Here is a 17,892-nt window from a genome sequence, read left to right as displayed (position 1 = left end):
CAGTTTTACTGGCGGAAGTTGCAAACCCAAAATTCAAAATAACGAACAGGTTTCGGTATCAGAGGTAGTTGGGCAGCGATCGGCAATTGCGGTCTGTCAGCCGTGAGTTGTCGAGCGCTAGGTTGATACTCGAAACAAAAGGCGCATTATGCGAAAAGATCATAGACCATACTGGCTTAAGCGCGCGCTGATTGCCTTTCGCAATTGGCGCTGCCGGCATTTCCTGCTGCCGCAGTTTGATGCCATAGGCCGTGAGCCTGAAATCATGCACCCGGCTTCGGTCAAGGTATTTGGCAGTAACATTTGCCTGGGGGATTTTCCGCACCTGATATCAACACCGGATAATTGCATTCGCTTTACCGCAATGGGCCATCGTGGTGGCGATGCGCAAATCACCATTGGTGACTACGTGCTGATTTCCCCGGGGGTGCGTATATCGGCTGGCGAATCCATCACTCTTGGCGATGCCTGCATGCTTGCCGCCAATGTGTATATATCCGATTCAGACTGGCACGGGATCTACAACCGTACCCGGCCGTTTCGCTGCACCGCACCGGTTGCCATCGGCAACAATGTCTGGATAGGCGACAGCGCGATTATCTGTAAAGGGGTATCCATTGGCGACAACTCGGTTGTCGGAGCCGGCAGTGTTGTAACCAGGGATGTGCCAGCGAATACGGTGGTGGCAGGGAATCCGGCCAGGGAGATTAAGCAGATCAATCCACGCCGGCGAATGATTACCCGGGAAGCCCTGTTTGCGGACAGTTTCAGGCAGGCGCACAATCTGGATGAATTAGATAAAATGCTGCTTGCAGGTAATGGCCTGTTGGGTTGGCTGCGGTCACTGCTGTGGCCGAGGCGAGGGGATTAACGTAGCTTGGATACCGAATAACAATGCAAAAACAGGGCAGTGTGGTACTGATTGGAATGCCGGGGGCGGGCAAAAGTACGCTGGGGGTATTGCTGGCCAAGGAGCTGGCGAAAGATTTTGTGGATACGGACGTGCTGATCCAGCTGCGGGAAGATAAGACGTTGCAGGAGATCATGAATGAATCCGATTACCTCAACCTGCGCCGTATCGAAGGGGAAGTGATTGCGGATGCCGAGCTGCCCAATCATGTGATCGCAACCGGTGGCAGTGCGGTGTACAGCGAGGACGGTATGCGCAACCTTTTGTCCTATGGCCCAGCGGTGTTCCTGAACTGTTCCGCAGACGAGCTCCGTCGCCGTATTCACAATTACGAGAGTCGCGGAATCGCCAAGGCCCCCGGTCAGAGCTTTGAGGCACTGTTTGAGGAGCGTCAGGCGCTGTATCGCCGATACGCCGATATCGTGGTGGATTGCGATGGTCAGGATCTGGAGCAGGTGCTGGGGCAGGTGATTGCTAGGCTGGAGGCTCGTTAAGCGCCCGCTCTCTCATTCCGGGCTGGGCCCGGAATGCAAAGCTGAAAAGCCCGACGCCGGATTGTATCCGGCATGATGGATCTGGATGTATCTTTTCGCGCCCGCTTAGAGCGGCAACTGTGTGGTGTACTTTACCTGTTTCAATGCGAAGGTGGAGTTCACCGATGCAACATTCGGCAAATGCACCAGTGAGCGTTTCAGTAGCTGCTCGTAATGCTCAACACTGTCCACCACTACACGCAGTACATAGTCCTTGTCACCACTGGTGGAATAGCACTCCACCACTTCTTGTACGTCCTGTACCGCCGATTCAAAATTATTCAAAGAATCTTCATCGTGGTTGTGTATGGTGACATAGCAGTATACTGTGACCCCCAGGTCAAGTTTGCGCGGATCCAGGAGGGTGACGCGGCCACGGATGATACCTTCGGCCTCCAGGCGCTTGATGCGGCGCCAGCAAGGTGTATGGGACAAACCCACTTTGTCTCCCAGCTCAGCCATGGAATAATCGGCGTTCTCCTGCAGCGCCCTCAGAATCTTGCGGTCGAAATCATCCAGGTCGGTTGAGCGCTTCATATAAACTCCTGTCCTACAGTTTCACTATTGGCCGAGATGGCTGTCATAATTTTACGTGCAAACCTGTAAATAAAGCAATGTTTCAATGCGCTTTAAGCACTAGTATGACCTGACCACGCCGTCGCTATCTTTGGCAGCCCCGGCCGAGACACCCATCGGTCCGATCAATTTGGCGCCAATTTCGGCGATGCGCGCCCCGAATCACAATAATTAGCGGAAGCCCGTGTCCAAGGCGGTGCTTCAACGATCAGCGGGAAGAAGTAGGCGTATGAACGAGCAGAAGGTGAACACCGGATCTCAGTCCGAGTCTCAGCAAGGTCTGGATCAGGCGGTCAGCGGCAATTCGGCTGCGGCGAAAGCAGTCTCTCTTGATGACAGGTACACCACCCTCAAGGGGCGAGTGCTGTTATCGGGTATTCAGGCGCTGGTGCGCCTCCCCATCGATCAGATGCGTATTGACGCTGCGCGGGGACTGAATACCGCCACGTTTATTTCCGGTTACCGCGGTTCCCCCCTGGGTGGGTATGACCAGCAACTGGCCCGCGCCAAAACACTCCTAGATCAATTCAATATCCGTTTTACACCCGGCGTGAATGAAGAGCTGGCCGCGACTGCCGTGTGGGGTTCCCAGCAGGTGGGCCTGTTTGACGGGGCTGAGGTCGATGGCGTCTGCGGAATCTGGTACGGCAAAACGCCGGGCGTCGACCGCTCCTGTGATGCGTTCCGCCACGCCAACGCGGCAGGCTCCTCTCCGAAGGGCGGTGCACTGATTATTGCTGGCGATGACCACGGCTGTAAGTCGTCGTCCTATCCGGGCCAGTCCGAATTTGCCTTCGTGGATATGCATATTCCGGTACTGAACCCGTCGACGGTACAGGAGGTGTTGGACTACGGCCTTTACGGCCTGGAGCTGTCCCGCTTCAGTGGTTGCTGGGTGGCGATGATTACCCTGGCGGAAAATATGGACAGTGCCTCCACTGTGGATGTGGACCCGGCAGGTGTCTCGTTCGAGTACCCGGAAATCGAGCGCCCGCAGGGCGGTCTGAATATCCGCAAACAGGACAACCCGCTCGAGCAGGAAGAGCGTCTGTGGCGCTACAAGCGCCCGGCGGCACTCGCCTTTGCTCGCGCTAACCAGTTGAACAAACTGGTGCTGGATAACCCGAGTGCGACACTCGGTATCGTCACTGCCGGTAAAGCCCATCTGGATTTGATGCAGGCATTCGAGGATATGGGAATCGATGAGGAGCGCGCTCGCGACCTCGGTATTCGGATTCTCAAGGTGGGTATGACTTATCCGCTGGATGTGCCCGGCATTCAGGAGTTTGCCCGTGGCCTCGACTCTCTACTGGTCCTGGAAGAAAAGCGCAGTCTGATGGAAGTGCAGCTGAAAGAAGAGTTGTACAACGTACATCTGCGCGACCCCCATTTCCCGCGCATTCTCGGCAAGGTGGACGAGCACGATAAGCCGCTGCTGCCCATGTACGGCGAACTGTCGCCAGCGGTTGTGGCGCAGGTACTCGGTTACCTGCTGGGTGAAGAAAATCTGCACGATCGCGCCAAACACCGCCTGATGCGACTGGACGCCCTGGCCGAGCGTATTTCTGCCCAGGCCGGATCCAGTGTCGCGCGCCTGCCGATGTTCTGCGCCGGTTGTCCCCACAACCGCTCCACGCGTGTACCAGAAGGCAGCCGCGCGTTGGCGGGGATCGGTTGTCATTATATGGCCCAGTGGCTGGACCGTGAGACCTATACCTTCACCCAGATGGGGGCTGAAGGCGTCAACTGGATCGGCCAGGCGGCATTTACCAGTGAGCCTCATGTCTTTGTGAATCTGGGGGATGGAACCTACTTCCACTCCGGGATTCTCGCTATCCGCGCGTCTGTCGCCGCCAAGGTCAATATTACCTACAAGATTCTGTTCAACGATGCGGTGGCGATGACCGGTGGCCAGCCCCACGATGGTGAACTGCACCCGGATATGATCTGTCGCCAGGTTCTGGCGGAAGGGGTCAAGCGAGTCGTGTTGGTGATGGACGACACCGACAAGTACAAGGGTGCCCTGAGCTTCCCGTCGGAAGTGGAAATTCGCCACCGGGACCATATGCCTGCGGTGATGAAAGAGCTGCGCGAGGAGCCCGGCTGCACCGTTATCATTTATGACCAGACCTGTGCCACCGAACTGCGCCGCAAGCGCAAGCGTGGCCTTCTGCCAAAAGCGGAAGGGCGCCCGTTTATCAATGAGTTGGTGTGTGAAGGCTGCGGCGACTGTGTCACGCAGTCCAGCTGTATTGCCGTCGAGAAGGTTACCACGGCGCTCGGTGACAAACGCCGGATCAATCAGACCGCGTGTAATCAGGATATGTCCTGCGTAAACGGTTTCTGCCCGTCGTTTGTTACTGTGAAAGGCGGAAAACTGAACAAGCGTGCAGGTGTCGGTGACGCCCTTTGCCAGGCGGCCGACAAGTTGCCGGCCCCGCAGATGCCGGATCTGAGTGAGCCGTTCAACCTGCTGGTAACTGGCGTCGGTGGCACCGGGGTGGTCACCATTGGTGCACTTCTGGCCATGGCGGCGCACATTGAACAGAAAGCCTGCAGTACCCTGGACCAGACCGGTCTCGCGCAAAAGGGAGGGGCGGTGTACTCCCATGTGCGCTTTGCGGATCGACCGGAATCCCTGAAAGCGGTGCGTATTTCCGATGGGCGTGCGGACGCTCTCATGGCTTGTGACCTGATTGCCGCAGGCAACCTGTCTGCCAGTCTCGCCAAACTGGATGAGACCCACAGCCGCGCAGTGGTGAATACCCACCTAAGCCCGACCGCGGCATCGGTGCTGGGACGCGAAGATATTCATTCGCCGCAGGCGGTACTGGACACCATCAAGGATGCGGTGCTGGAGCTGGATGTGGTCGAGGGGCACACCCTCACCAAGGCGGCGCTGGGAGACACTCTTGCGGCGAATATATTCATGCTCGGCTTTGCCTGGCAGAAAGGTCTGATTCCCCTGGGGCTAGAGGCGCTCCAGGAGGCGATCCGGCTCAATGGGGTGGCGGTAGAAGGTAACCTGCAGGGGCTGGCAGCGGGCCGTCTGGCTGCGGCGGATCGCGAGGCACTGGACCAGCTCCTGTCGAAAGAGGAAGAGCTCGTTCTGCCGCAGGGGCTGGAGGCGATTGTCGCCCACCGTGTGGAGCATTTGACCGGCTATCAGGGTGCGGCGCTGGCCCGCCGTTACCGTCATCTGGTAGACAAGGTGAAGGACGCGGAGATTCTCAAGGTGCCGGGCAGTGAGGCACTGGCCGAGGTGGTGGCAAGGCATTACGCCAAACTCCTCGCGTACAAGGACGAGTACGAAGTGGCGCGTCTGTACTCCGATGGGCGTTTTATTGAGTCCCTGAAAGAGAATTTTGCCGGAGACTTCGAGCTGGAATTCAATCTGGCACCACCACTTTTGAGCCCGTTCGATAAAAATACCGGGCGCCCGCGCAAACTCAAATTCGGCGGCTGGATGCACAAGGCGTTCGGTGTACTGGCAAAGTTTCGATTCCTGCGCGGCAGCGCGCTGGATATTTTCGGTTACACCGCAGAGCGCAAAATGGAGCGTGGCCTGATTACCGAATACGAAAAAATTGTCGACGAAGTACTGGGCCGATTGAATGCCGAGAACCACGCAGCGGCGATTGAACTGCTGAGCTATCCAGACCAGATTCGTGGTTACGGTGTAATCAAGGAAGAAAATGTAAAACTCGCACACCAGGCTCGCAATCAGGCGTTACAGCGTTTTTATAATCCGAAAGTGGAAGTTCCGGAGACTTCACAAGTAGAAGTGTTTGACCCCGCCAAGGCACAGCAGGTGGGGTAGGGATAGAAAATTGGATACAAAAAAAGCGAGCTAAATAGCTCGCTTTTTTTGTGCTCTTTAGCTCAACACACCAGAACCTGCTTACCAGGCCATCTGTACTCGTAGGCCAAGCTGATTGGTGTTGTCGCCAGTAAAGTCATCATCACCGAAGATCATATTCATCATCACGCGCACATTACGATTGGCGTAATAGTTGAGGCCGATCTGTGCACTGCTGGCTTCGAGACTGTGAATGTCGCGGTTTTCCATGGTGTCGTAGCGGGCTGTCAGTTCCCAGGCTCCGCCCCACAGGCCGTTGCCAGAAGGTTTGGCGGAATTGAAGGCACCGCGTTTCTTGCTGTAGGTCTTGTGTTCACCGGTAATCATCCAGCTGCCCTGCACATACCAGGTGTGTACGGATTGATCGTCAATATAGCAGCCGAACATCGGGTCGCAGTAGAAGGGAGGTGGCGCACCAAATTCATCTTCAAATTCGACTTCGGTCAGGTAGTAGTCTGCCTCAAACTCCCCGATAGCGTATTCCGCCTGAAGGTAGAGCGGCCCGTAACTGCCTGCGATTTCAAAGCCGGCGTAAGACGCGTCTTCGCCCAGATCGCCGGGTGTCAGCGCCATTAGTTGCGAAGGGCCGCGGCGCCCAGCATAGTCGGCCTCTGCGTATAGATCGCCGGAGTCGCGATTGGCATTCTCATAGCTTAGGTAGGTGCCTAAATGGAATACCGCGTGATCGGTATTGATGGGTGCCCAGGCCAGCCGCCCGGCGGCTCCGACCCCTTCATTGCGAGACTCGGCAGCATCGCGGAGGTTGAAGGCCATCATTCCTAGAGTGAAGCAGTCCAGAACGCCGGTCCAGCCAATACCCTGTTGGAACTGGTAACCGTCATACAGGCCGGTGGCGCTGGAGAAAGGTCGCTCCAGCATGGTTATCTCATTGGAGCTGGTCATTTCCGCCATTGAACGGAACGGCTTGAACTGTCCGATACGAATTTCGCCATCTAGAAATTTATGGGCAATAAACACGTCGCGAAAGCCTGCGTGGGTGTCGCCCGCGGCGAAGTCCTGCTCCAGCACGTATTTCCAGTCGTAGATACTGCCTTTCAGGGTGATTCGCGCGCGACGAAATTCCGTGGTACTTACGGGATCTTCGATATCGGTGTCGAAAAGATAGGTATCGAAGTGGATGCGCCCCCCCAGCGAGGCAGAAAAATTGCCGTCGTCCGAAGTGATTTTCAGTCCGCCCTTGGTTTCAGCGTCGTCGGCGATGGCGGTGATGGAAAGCAGGCTGCATGTGACCGCGGCGAGCGCCTTGCCCATTTTCCCTGTACCTGAGGCTTTCATTGGAACTCCTGATCGCAGCGTTATGAAAAACGATTGATAAAAATTTGGGGCGCAATGGAAACATAACGCGCGCAGAAATGAAATATTTCCGTAACATCTGCTAGCGGCGGGTCTGAAAGACATATCCCATAACGCCGATATGCATAGGGATAATAGTCCACTTGAGTGGGAGTATTTTGCGCGAGAAACCCAATGGCACAGCGGAATTGTCGAAATAAACGATGAGTATCGGTAAGGAGGGATGGAGCCCGGCGTTGCCGGGCTCGTAGAGGGCGCGATATGTCAGATTTGCTCGATGGAATAGCCGGCTTCTTCGAGTAACTCCGTAACGGATTTCTTTCCTACGAGATGCCCGGCGCCAACTACGACAAACAGGGTATTGTAATCCGCGCTGAAGTCGCGGATTTTCTCAGCCATTGTCTGGTTGCGTTGATAGAAAAGTTTGTCGAACAGCGGGGCAAACCCGGGGTTTTCCTCCAGGCTTTCTCGGATCACCAGGTCGTATATGTCGTTCTGGTCTCCCTTTTTCCATGCCTTGGTGATGCGCGGGACAAAACTGTCCATTTCGGATACCTGAGCAAGGGTCTGTTGCAGGTACAGTTCGGGATTGTCGAGATTGTTCAGCATTTCGATCTGTCCGAGCACGCTTTCCAGTTCAAGAATGGTCCCGTTGTTCCGGTGGGCCTGGTTGAGGAAATGGCGATCAATACCCGCTTTAGGGTCCAGTCCCCGGGCCTGCATTTCAATCATGCTGAGGGTGATCATGGCAATTGCCGGGCGCAGGCGGCTAAAGTTTTGCTCTGGAATCTGTCGTTTGGCCAGCCAATCCTGCAACTGTTTATACACCGCGGGTGAAATGTGGTCTTTCAGTTGCTGGCCCGCAGGATAAACCGACTCCTGCATGATTTTCATTTGCAGCGCCGGATCGGTTTCCATGGCGAGAATATCCGCCTCCACAACCAGCGCGTCGCTGCTGGAGTAAGCGCGCTCAATCTGGTCGCGCAGTGGGTAAAAGCTTTTGTCGGCGAGGTGGATGGATCCCAGCAGGTAAACGCGCTTCTCCCCCTTTTTTGCCTCCAGCAGAAGACCTCGATCATTTGCCGCCTGTGCGGAAGCCGCCAGCGCTATTGCCAAAAGGGCAATACTGAAGCTGGCGAGCCAGCGGGTGAAAAGACCCTTCCTGGTAAGACCCGGTATCGAGGTTGAAGATACGCCTTGAGTTGCCATTCGTGTGTTTCCTTCCACTGTTATTCGAGTAGCCCATTTGTCGCGGTGGGCTCTTTTGTTGAAGTCTATGCCGGTCATTCGGCCGCGAGCCATGATACCCCGCTTTTCGGCCGCGAGGGTGACGGGATTCCGCAGGTTTTGTGAAGCGGTCGCGAGAAAATAAAAATGTGGCTTGTGGCGCAGAATTTGCCGGTACAATGTAATGATCAGGACAGGAGTCGTTTAGGATCGAGTCGCATGCGGATTGTTCAATTGGTACCGTCCATGGACGGCAGCAAGTTGGCCCAGGAAACACTGGAGTTTGCCCAGGAGCTGGCCCGCCAGGGGCATGAGTCTTCGGTGATCTCGGCTGGTGGTACGCTGGTATCCCGTCTGACGTTGCACAATTGCCAACATCTGGAGTTACCGGTAAATCGCAAAGGGTTTTTCAACCACCGCCTGCACCGCCGTCTGTATCATCAGCTTGAATCTCTGCAGGCGGATGTCCTTCTATGTCGCGACTCCCTGTGCAGTTGGCACGGTTGGAAAGTGTGGTCCCGCCTGCCTGAGACGACGCGTCCACGGTTGGTAACAGCGCTGCACCGCTGGCCAGCGGGTGGGCCGTTCAGCGGGGCCTGGCAGAACGGCGCGGTGTCGCGTGGTGAATTAGTATTGGCCTCTTCACGGAATCTCGCGCAGCGGATGTCACAGCGTTTCTCCATGCCGGTTGCTGAGCCCGGGTCCTGTGAACAGGGAATCCAGGTTATCTACCGTGGAGTGAACACCCGAGAACTGGATCGGCGCGCCCCGGTCTCCGGGCACTGGCAACATCGGCTGCTGAACAGCTTCCCGCAGATTGAAGGTCGCAGCTGGCTGTTGCTACCCGGTGACATCGGCCCCGGGCGTGGCCAGGAACGGTTTCTCGAATTGTTGGCCGAGTTGAAAAAAACGCGCGACGACCTGTTTGGGCTGGTGGTCGGAGAGGCGCTTCCCGGGCAGAAAAAGTTTGCCCGCGGCCTGGAAAGACGGGCGGAAGCCATGGGCCTTGCCGAACATGTTCTGTTTCTCGGCGCGCGCAGGGATATGCGCGAGCTCTACGCCAGTGCACGGATAACCTTCGACCTGGCGGAACCGGCTTTGACTGACGGGCGGGTGGTCTGTGAGTCCCTGGCAATGGGGTGCCCTGCGATTGCCGATGGTGGGCTCGGGCTTGAGCTACTCCAGCAGTGCTTTCCTCAGGGAGTGCCAGTGGAGGCTGCCGCACAGGGAGAGGGCGGTTGCGGGATGGAACCGCTGGTGCGTACCAGTGTGTCGGTACTGGATGCCGCAAAATCCATCCAGTTTGCCGGCTTCAGTCTCGCGGAAACGACGGCCCAGGCCGTTCGCTGGTTCGACGAGCTTACTGCAGCGTCCTCTCAGCCGTTGGCCGTTAGTGTTGTCAAATGATGGCTTCTGGCAGTAGCTGGGTGTAAACCTGCCAGGTTGCCTTGGCCATGGAATCCAGGGTGAAGCTGTTTGCGGCGCGGTCATAAAGGGCCGAGAAATCCGTGCTCAGAGTTGGGTTCTGCAGTGCACCGCGGATTTTTTCCGCGAGGTGGTCCGGATCTGTCGTGTCCAGTAAATACTTTTCCGGAAGGTAATCGATGGCATTCCCTGCCCGGTTGGCCAGTACTGGGGTTCGTTGCAGCAATGCCTCAATAAGGGTGTAAGGCGTGCCTTCTGCCTCTGCGGGGATGACCACAAGATCTGCCGCTTCCATAAACTGCGCAACAATCCCATTGCCCGAAAAGAACTCCACCCGTTGCGCGAAATCCGCCAGCGCCGGTTTGCTTGAGCTCAAGTTTCTTACCTGTTGCTGCAGGTTTTCCTTCTCCGGACCTTCCCCCAGAATCATCAGGCGTGTTCCCGGCAGTAGTGCGACTGCATCGATCAGCTTGTCGACGGCACGTGCTTTGATCAGCCGGCTGGCGACCAGCAGGGTTGGCTGCTCTGCACTGAGAGATAGTTGGGGTGTTGATTCGCCGGGGGCTGTCGGTAATTCGACGCCATTGGGAATAATATTCCAGTCCAGTTTTGAGTTGGCCACGGTATTTTCGCTGATGGCAATGCGCGCGTCGAATGCGCTGGCGAGCTTATCGCGCGGGTGCCGTACATTGTGCCGGGTAATGATCTGGCGAGTTTCCGTGTAAGGTTGGACCGCGGCGAGTAATTGCGCAGATTTGGAACCGTGGCCGTGGACAATCTGGTATTCCCCCTTACGAATCAGGTTGGCCAGGCGCCAAACCAGGTTGGGGTGATGCCGGCTGCGGTCTGTATTCAACGGAATAAACTGAATGCGCTCATCGAGCGTCTGGAGGTATCGGGGGTGGGCAATCACCGCCACCTGCGCGTCAGTGTTACAGGCCTGCCAGCGGGACAGGTCGGCGACATGCTTTTCCATACCGCCGTGCTCACGGCTGGCAATCAGGTGACAGATACTTTGAATCATACGGCTACACGTCCGATGTCTCTGCGCCGCGTTGGGTTTATTGGTGTCAGGCAGGATAGGCACGTGTGTGCGGTATCGGTACGGCGCCAGACTGACCGCGCGTGGTGCACGGTGCAGGAATGGCGTTATTGTCCCTCACAGGTGTGACAATATTTTGATGTAAATATTACGGTTAGTTTTAAGTTGGTTGGAAAATAACCGTACACCTCAGAATTTGGCGTGCCAGTTCAGTGATGCAAAATCGAAGCCGGGATTGGGGGAATTGGTATAGCCGTTGGAAAAATGACTGTACCGCAACGATATGGTGTGCCCGTTCTCAAGAGTGTATCCGCCGGCAAAATGCAGCGAAAAATTCAGATTAGTTGACAGGTCTATGGCACCGAAACTGCGCTCGGTCAGGTAGGCTGCACCAACGCCGAATTCGCCGAAAATCCCTTTTGCCTCACGTTGCGGGTACCAGCGAACCACTGGTTTCAGCTCCCAGATCTGCTGTTTCTGATCCTCACCCTGATAGTCGATCCACATATGGCTGTAGCTGACCTGCGCCCACCACTGGAAGTGGTGATTGCCCGGATAGTCATAAAATTGATACGACCAGTTGACGCCGACCATATCCGACCCGGCAATGGATTTCTGCTGGATCAGAGCGCTTCCGATTCCCTTGCCGCCGCTCAAAATCAGCTCCTGAGAGCCGTCACGCCAAACTGCACCGGCTTGAGCAGCCATTGAGTTCAGGGTCAGAAGGGCGCCGGTAATCACCAGGGCAAATATTTGTTTCCCGATGGTGCGGGAGGGTACGGGCACCGGGGCCGCGGTGGGGGAGTGAGGCATGATGTAATCGCCGGTTATCGCTGTTAGTGGGCAGTATTACAAGGTTAGCCGGAATCGAAATGAAGGCAAGCAGGCGCCCCGTTTCCGGGGCCCTGGTATGATAGATTTGGTTGCTACCTTAGCGCCACTGACGCTTCAGTTGCCGCAGCGCATCGGAATGCAGTTGCCGCGCTCGCTCCTGACTAAGGCCCAGCTGCTCACCGATAACCCGGAATGAACAATCCCGGTCTGAAATAAGTCCGTAACGCAAACTGAGAACCGTGCGCTGACGTGGTGGCAGCTTGGCAACCGCGTCCCGCAGGCGCTGGGCCAATTCCTGATTGGATACCAGCTCGTCGGTATTGAACATATCCCCGGCGGGGGCATAGTCCAGTCGTGTGCTGGCCTGGTCGTCGGAGATCGGGTCATCCAGCGAGCCGGTTGGGCCGGGTAACTTGAGCAGGCTCTGTACGCGCTCCAGGTCGAGACCCGTTTGTTTCGCCACATTTTCATCCGAGGCCGGGAGCCCCTCTGAACGCACCTGATTGATGGCCCGGTAGATATTGCGCAAATCGTCCTGCACATTGGCGGGCTGGCGCACCAGGTCGTCGTTGCGTCGCAGGGTCAGCTGGATTTCCTGCTGAATCCACCAGTAGGCGTAAGTGGAGAACCGGTAACCCATCTGGGGTTTAAAGCGCTCAATGGCCTTCATCAGGCCTACGTTGCCTTCCTGAATCAGATCGATGAATGGCACCGAAGGGTTGCGAAAACGCTTGGCGATGGCAATGACCAGGCGCAGATTACACTGAATGAGTTTCTTGCGCTGCGCCTTGAATTTTTTCATCAGGTTTTGCAGCGCGCTGCGATCGCGCTGGGAAATATTAGCGCTCGCTAACAGGCCGTCAGCTTTGGCGATAATCAACCCGTGGTCGTAGGCCCCGGTACTCCCGCGTTGCTCAACCCCTTCACTGCGCAGGTCTACCAGCGTCACGCCGCGTTTTTGCAGTAGCGCGATAATTTTCTCCTCCAGCTCCCGCAGCAGGCAGGTGGTGGTGTGCTCATCCTCCGGGGTCAGCAGATCAAGCCGATAGAGATGCTTGAGGTAATTCTGCATCGGCGTGCCGACGTTATCGCCAAGGGAGTCTTCTGAGCCTGAGTCTTCTTCGATTGCCTCCGCGCGGGGTTGCATGGATGGATCCGGGTCTTCCTGTTGGAAGCTGCTCCCGGTTGCGTTGTTGCTATTTTCCTTCAGCCACTGGTCATCCCTTGTTTCAATATTTACTCGGGACAAAAGTCTGAACCTTATGCTGAGGCAGCGCAGTTTTACCTTGTGGACCGCGCTGCTGCCGTAAAACTACCGGCGTCATCCTTTCGCAGGATCGCTGCATGGCGCAGAAATTGCCATGCGGACCATTTGACTATAGATGACGGCGCGGGCTCTGTGGAAATTAGCGCCGCAAAAAACGGGACCGGTGAGTACTCGGAGGGAGTGTGTGCGGGGCTAGGGGGAGGGTTAACGGCAAAACCCGGCAGGTTGCCGGGATTTCACGAATTTTACTGGAAAATAGTGGTATAGAGGCGTTTTCAGTTACTGATGGGCGGCTTATTTTGTCCGGTTATAACCGCACCTGACGGCGCGGTTTTACCGACGTTGACGATTACTTGATGCGTTTGACCCGCAGTGAACGACCGCCAGTTGCCTTGCGCATAAAAAAGGAGCCCAGGGCACCGCGTTCCAGTGTGATCTGCTCACCCTCGCGCCAGATGGCGCGGCCACTGCCGGTTTGCCGCCAAACCTGGCCGTTATCCAGCGTGAACGTATATTTCCCGTGGGCGCCTTCCACTGCGCTGGTAATCGTGGCCGAAATGGACTCGGGGGCTTCTTCAGCTACGTCTTTTCCTTCGTGACCAAAGCGCAGCTCAGCGCGCTGTTTGAGATTTCCGGAAGCCTTGTCGAAGCAGGCGAGCCGCTTCTTGTCATCGCTGAATTCTGTGCAGCGGCGCAGTGCGTCTTCCAGAGTCTCGGCACTGGTGGCGGGTGTTAGAAGGGGCGTCATTGCGAACAGGAATAGCAGGGGGGCGAAGAAGGGTTTGGCATGGGGCAAATTAGGAGCGCCTATTTTTCGCATAATGTCAGGTCCGTTCGTTAGGTCTGTCGAATATTGCACCAGTCGTGCGCGCTACACAATGCAATTTGAGTTGCCTGTCACATTTCCAATTGGCACACCGTGGAAGAATATTCGAGCCGAGAGCTTACAAAAATCATAAGACATCATAAACAACACTCAGGGGTGTAGCCGAATATGAAAAAGCTGTTGATTCCCGCAATTGCCATTGCCGCCGTCGGTGGTTATTTCTATTACACCAACCTCGAAGTGACTGCGCCGCAGGCGGAAGAGGTTGTTGTCGAGGAAGAGCAAATCGTTGACGAAGTCGAATCCGCCGTAGCAGAAGCAGAGGTGGCGGCAGACAACTCTCCTGAGGCCGCAGGCGATATGATGGCCTCTGCAGAAGGGGATGTGTTTGCCGATGTGCCGGAAGCCATGGGGCACGCTCTGGATGAAACGTCAGAGGCAATGCACGAGATGGCCGAGGAAGTGGAAGAACTGGTCGAGGAAATTGATCACAGCGGAGAGTAACTCTCGCTGACGTTTGCTGCAGCCGTTGAAAAATACCCGGGGCGCGGGAGGAGTTATCCTTTTCGCTATCCGGGTATTTTTTTGTGGCAATTCACTAATTTTAGTGATTAGTGCTGCTGCAGGTTCTGCAGCGCCAGGCGCAGGAAGCCGTTGGCTCTTTTCAGTGCCTGTTCCGCTTCCGCGCGTTCGAGTCCACTCAATATGATCATGATCGCCAGCTTGGCGTTGTGATCGCAGCCCATCAGTACCTGATCGGCTTCCGCGTAACTCACTCCGGTGGCCTCGACTACAATCCGTCGAGTGCGGTCCACCAGTTTCTGGTTGGTGGCCTTCACATCCACCATCAGGTTGTAAAAACTCTTGCCGATGCGAATCATGCTGGCGGTGGTAAGCATATTCAGCACCAGTTTCTGTGCGGTGCCGGCTTTCATACGCGTGGAGCCGGTTAATACTTCCGGGCCCACCTCCGGCAGAATGGCGATGTCTGCTTCTTTGGCAATGGCTGCGGATTTGTTACAGGCAAGGGCTACCGTTGTGCAACCGAGGCTGCGCGCGTAGCGCAACCCGCCGGTGACATAGGGCGTGCGCCCGCTGGCCGCAATCCCTACCACCATGTCCTTGCTGGTCAGCTTGATGCTGCGAAGGTCTTGTTCACCCAGGGTGGGGCTGTCTTCTGCGCCTTCCTGAGCGCGGTGTACTGCCTGTTCACCGCCGGCGATCAGTGGCACCACCATTCCTTCCGGAACACCATACGTTGGAGGACATTCCACTGCATCCAGCAGGCCGATGCGCCCGCTGGTGCCGGCACCCATATAGATCAGGCGGCCCCCGGCCTTGAAGGCCTCTACCGCTTTATCCACCGCCTCGGCGATCGCCGGCAGTACCTGCCGCACCACGCCGGGGACACCGCTGTCAGCGTCGTTGATCTTCTCGAGAATCCCGTAGGTGGGGAGCAGATCAATGTCCTGAGTGTCCGGATTGCGGGACTCACTGGTAAGTACGCCCAGATCCTCTTTTTGAGAGTCGCTAGTGCGATTGGGTGTAGCGCTGGCGCCTGAACTGGCGATTGATTTGGAGCTGTGGTCGGTCATATCCCCTCGCCGGCGATTGATTTATGCCCGGAACCTGGCGGTCGACCTGAAATGCGTGTTGGTCGAGATTGGGGAAAGTGTAATCACCGGGGCTGCAGTGCACCACTGCAGCCCGGATCTTTCGAATTGATTGCAGGGAGGAGGGGATCAACCCTGAGCGTTGAACTGCTTGCCGTTAACGCCAACGCTGTCGTCACCCATCAGGTACAGATAGGTAGGCATGATGTCTTCCGGCGTGGTCACCGAGGCGGGGTCTTCCGCCGGGTAGGCTACAGCACGCATGTTGGTGCGGGTGGCGCCCGGGTTGATACTGTTGACCCGGATATTGGAAACACCGTCCACTTCATCCGCCAGGGTCTGCATCATGCCTTCGGTCGCGAATTTGGAAACCGCGTAAGCGCCCCAGTAGGCGCGACCTTTCAGGCCTACCCCGGAACCGGTGAAGATCACTGAGCCCGCTTTGGATTCTTCCAGGAGTGGCAGCATTGCCTTGGTCAATCCAAACGCGGCATTCACGTTGATCTGCATCACCTGCTGCCAGGTCGCGTAGTGGTAGTTGGCCATGGGGGTGCGCTGGCCGAGTACGCCTGCGTTGTGCAGCAGGCCATCTAAACGACCGAATTCCTGGTCGACACCCTGGGCCAGGTATTCCAGCTCTTCCCAGCGTACTTCGGAAAGATCCACCGGTAGAATGGCGGGCTTGGCGCCGCCCGCGGCTTCGATTTCGTCATAGACCGCTTCCAGCTTGGGTACGGTGCGGCCGAGCAGGATCACGGTGGCGCCGTGGGCAGCGAAGGTCTTGGCGGCAACACGGCCGATGCCGTCGCCAGCGCCGGTGATCAGAATGACTTTTTCTTTGAGCAGGTCGGCGGGTGCCTGATATTGCGTGGCAGTGTCGTTGGTGATGGTTTCAGACATGTAGTTTTACTGGCTCGTTGATCGCGTGTGTTTGGTAAAGATTGCGTGTCGCAATCATTTGTTCAGGTAGTGTTTTTCCAAGAGCGGCCAGATCTCTTCCGCGTGGTGGATCAGGTGGTCTGCCTGCCAGTTCTCCGGATCATCACCAGTATCGATATAGCCATAGCTACAGGCGATGGTGGGCATGCCGGCGGCGCGGCCTGCCATGATGTCGCGCTCGTGATCACCGACGTAAATTGCTTCCGAGGGATTACAGCCGATGCGGCTGCAGGCGAGCAGAATGGGCTCAGGGTCGGGTTTGCGATGGGTGACGTCGTCGGGGCAGATGATGGCACCGGGGGTGGGGAGGTGCGCAAAGGCTTGCATCAGGGGAATGGTGTAGGCCGAGGGTTTGTTGGTCACCACGCCCCAGGCGATACCGTTTTCCGTCAGTTGATTGAGCAGTTTTTCAATGCCCGGAAAGGGTACGGTGTGTTTGGCCAGGTGCATCAGGTACAGGTCCAGGAGGCGTTGGCGCAGCATGTCGAACCCGGGTTGCCCTTCGTCGACGCCGAAACCCAGGTGCACCATGGCGCGGGCGCCATTGGAGACCACTTCGCGAATGGTGGCGTCTGCCAGAGGCGGCAGCTTTTCCTGCTCGCGCAATTGATTGAGCACCACCACAAAGTCTGGAGCGGTGTCGAACAGGGTGCCGTCGAGATCAAAGAGTACAGCTTTCATAGTCGGGTAATTCTGGATTTATTCGGCGGGGCGAATGGTGTGCATCAGGTAGTTGACGTCGACGTCCCTCGGATTCAGTTTGTACTGTTTGGTGAGGGGATTGTAGGTCATACCGGTGATGTCGCGGGTTTGCAGGTCTGCTTCCCGTACCCAGCGCCCCAGTTCTGACGGGCGAATAAATTTGCCGTATTCGTGGGTGCCTTTGGGCAGCATGCGTAGGACGTATTCGGCTCCGACCACGGCAAACAGCCACCCCTTGGGGGTGCGGTTGATGGTGGAGAAGAAGACGTGGCCGCCGGGTTTGACGAGCTTGGCACAGGCGCGGATTACCGAAGACGGGTCCGGTACGTGTTCGAGCATTTCCAGGCAGGTGACGATGTCGAAGCTGCCGGGCTGGTTTTCGGCCAGCTCTTCCACGGGGATGCGTTGGTAATCGATCTTTACGCCGGATTCCAGGGCGTGCAGTTTGGCGACGTTCAGTGGGGCTTCGCCGAGGTCGATGCCGGTGACATCGGCGCCGCGCTGCGCCATGGCTTCGGTGAGAATGCCGCCGCCACAGCCTACGTCGAGCAGTTTTTTGCCGGCGACGGGTGCGCGCTGGTCGATGTAATTGGCGCGCAGGGGGTTGATCTCGTGCAGGGGCTTGAATTCACCCTGCTGGTCCCACCAGCGGCTGGCCAGTTGTTCAAATTTGGCGATTTCCGCCGGATCTACGTTGATCATTTGGGCCTTGTTTAGGTTGTGGGGTCCGTTATTCCCACCTGCAGTGGCGCCTTCGCTCCCGGTAACCGTTTCCGGGACACGCCGTAAACCCGTCCATGGGGGCTCGGCTGCGGCCGTCCTGGC

General features: G+C 56.8%; 16 protein-coding genes. 5 read left to right on the top strand and 11 right to left on the bottom strand.

All coding sequences use genetic code 11. The features are described 5' to 3' along the window. The first annotated feature begins 148 nt into the window (after positions 1 to 148). Both AAFH99_RS12255 and AAFH99_RS12250 read left to right on the top strand, forming a co-directional pair. The gene (locus AAFH99_RS12255; protein WP_043315859.1) at positions 149 to 871 is read left to right on the top strand and encodes a DapH/DapD/GlmU-related protein; all 723 of its coding nucleotides are present in this window, start codon (positions 149 to 151) and stop codon (positions 869 to 871) included. Between the two features lie 23 nt (positions 872 to 894). Then, positions 895 to 1,404: a shikimate kinase gene (locus AAFH99_RS12250; RefSeq protein ID WP_043315861.1), complete on the top strand. Its 510-nt coding sequence runs from the start codon at positions 895 to 897 to the stop codon at positions 1,402 to 1,404. A gap of 105 nt (positions 1,405 to 1,509) precedes the next feature. On the opposite strand, the gene AAFH99_RS12245 is transcribed toward AAFH99_RS12250, so the two are convergent. Beyond that, entirely contained in the window at positions 1,510 to 1,980 is a 471-nt protein-coding gene (locus AAFH99_RS12245; RefSeq protein WP_010131435.1) for an Lrp/AsnC family transcriptional regulator, read from the bottom strand. Between the two features lie 268 nt (positions 1,981 to 2,248). On the opposite strand from AAFH99_RS12245, the gene AAFH99_RS12240 reads away from it, so the two are divergent. Continuing rightward, the gene (locus AAFH99_RS12240; protein ID WP_043315863.1) at positions 2,249 to 5,839 is read left to right on the top strand and encodes an indolepyruvate ferredoxin oxidoreductase family protein; all 3,591 of its coding nucleotides are present in this window, start codon (positions 2,249 to 2,251) and stop codon (positions 5,837 to 5,839) included. A gap of 81 nt (positions 5,840 to 5,920) precedes the next feature. On the opposite strand, the gene AAFH99_RS12235 is transcribed toward AAFH99_RS12240, so the two are convergent. Together AAFH99_RS12235 and AAFH99_RS12230 are read right to left on the bottom strand one after the other, a co-directional pair. Continuing rightward, positions 5,921 to 7,174, bottom strand: a complete 1,254-nt coding sequence (locus AAFH99_RS12235) for an OprO/OprP family phosphate-selective porin (protein WP_051686845.1) — start codon at positions 7,172 to 7,174, stop codon at positions 5,921 to 5,923. Between the two features lie 282 nt (positions 7,175 to 7,456). After that, complete coding sequence (locus tag AAFH99_RS12230) at positions 7,457 to 8,401, bottom strand: TraB/GumN family protein (protein WP_081847869.1); 945 nt, start codon at positions 8,399 to 8,401, stop codon at positions 7,457 to 7,459. Positions 8,402 to 8,638: 237 nt separating this feature from the next. Here AAFH99_RS12230 and AAFH99_RS12225 point away from each other — a divergent pair, with 237 nt between their 5' ends. Next, positions 8,639 to 9,826, top strand: a complete 1,188-nt coding sequence (locus tag AAFH99_RS12225; RefSeq protein WP_406827878.1) for a glycosyltransferase — start codon at positions 8,639 to 8,641, stop codon at positions 9,824 to 9,826. Here AAFH99_RS12225 and AAFH99_RS12220 read toward each other — a convergent pair. The 4 genes from AAFH99_RS12220 to AAFH99_RS12205 all read right to left on the bottom strand — a co-directional run bounded on the left by AAFH99_RS12220 (position 9,819) and on the right by AAFH99_RS12205 (position 13,807). Further along, entirely contained in the window at positions 9,819 to 10,868 is a 1,050-nt protein-coding gene (locus AAFH99_RS12220; protein ID WP_406827877.1) for a glycosyltransferase family 4 protein, read from the bottom strand. The two genes, AAFH99_RS12225 and AAFH99_RS12220, sit on opposite strands and share 8 nt — an antisense overlap. Before the next feature lie 207 nt (positions 10,869 to 11,075). Next, positions 11,076 to 11,627: an acyloxyacyl hydrolase gene (locus tag AAFH99_RS12215; protein WP_231491407.1), complete on the bottom strand. Its 552-nt coding sequence runs from the start codon at positions 11,625 to 11,627 to the stop codon at positions 11,076 to 11,078. Positions 11,628 to 11,817: 190 nt separating this feature from the next. Beyond that, on the bottom strand, positions 11,818 to 12,969 hold the full coding sequence (locus AAFH99_RS12210; protein WP_406827876.1) for an RNA polymerase sigma factor RpoD/SigA: 1,152 nt from the start codon (positions 12,967 to 12,969) through the stop codon (positions 11,818 to 11,820). Positions 12,970 to 13,336: 367 nt separating this feature from the next. Then, on the bottom strand, positions 13,337 to 13,807 hold the full coding sequence (locus AAFH99_RS12205; protein ID WP_156035068.1) for a hypothetical protein: 471 nt from the start codon (positions 13,805 to 13,807) through the stop codon (positions 13,337 to 13,339). A gap of 174 nt (positions 13,808 to 13,981) precedes the next feature. On the opposite strand from AAFH99_RS12205, the gene AAFH99_RS12200 reads away from it, so the two are divergent. Further along, on the top strand, positions 13,982 to 14,317 hold the full coding sequence (locus AAFH99_RS12200) for a hypothetical protein (RefSeq protein ID WP_406827875.1): 336 nt from the start codon (positions 13,982 to 13,984) through the stop codon (positions 14,315 to 14,317). Positions 14,318 to 14,424: 107 nt separating this feature from the next. On the opposite strand, the gene murQ is transcribed toward AAFH99_RS12200, so the two are convergent. From murQ to ubiG, 4 genes are all read right to left on the bottom strand, one after another. Further along, on the bottom strand, positions 14,425 to 15,408 hold the full coding sequence (gene murQ, locus AAFH99_RS12195; RefSeq protein WP_406827874.1) for an N-acetylmuramic acid 6-phosphate etherase: 984 nt from the start codon (positions 15,406 to 15,408) through the stop codon (positions 14,425 to 14,427). A 147-nt stretch (positions 15,409 to 15,555) separates the two neighbouring features. Beyond that, entirely contained in the window at positions 15,556 to 16,326 is a 771-nt protein-coding gene (locus AAFH99_RS12190) for a YciK family oxidoreductase (RefSeq protein WP_406827873.1), read from the bottom strand. A gap of 54 nt (positions 16,327 to 16,380) precedes the next feature. Next, positions 16,381 to 17,046 (bottom strand): HAD family hydrolase, encoded by a 666-nt coding sequence (locus tag AAFH99_RS12185; RefSeq protein WP_043315874.1) that lies wholly within the window; start codon positions 17,044 to 17,046, stop codon positions 16,381 to 16,383. Positions 17,047 to 17,064: 18 nt separating this feature from the next. Continuing rightward, positions 17,065 to 17,769, bottom strand: coding sequence for a bifunctional 2-polyprenyl-6-hydroxyphenol methylase/3-demethylubiquinol 3-O-methyltransferase UbiG (ubiG, locus tag AAFH99_RS12180; RefSeq protein ID WP_043315875.1), 705 nt, complete (start codon positions 17,767 to 17,769; stop codon positions 17,065 to 17,067). Positions 17,770 to 17,892: the final 123 nt, after the last annotated feature.

It is taken from the genome of Microbulbifer sp. ARAS458-1, from assembly GCF_045348205.1.
Classification (GTDB): Bacteria; Pseudomonadota; Gammaproteobacteria; order Pseudomonadales; family Cellvibrionaceae; genus Microbulbifer.
Note: the sequence above shows the minus strand (reverse complement) of the source record. Positions and strands in the feature narration are given on the sequence as shown.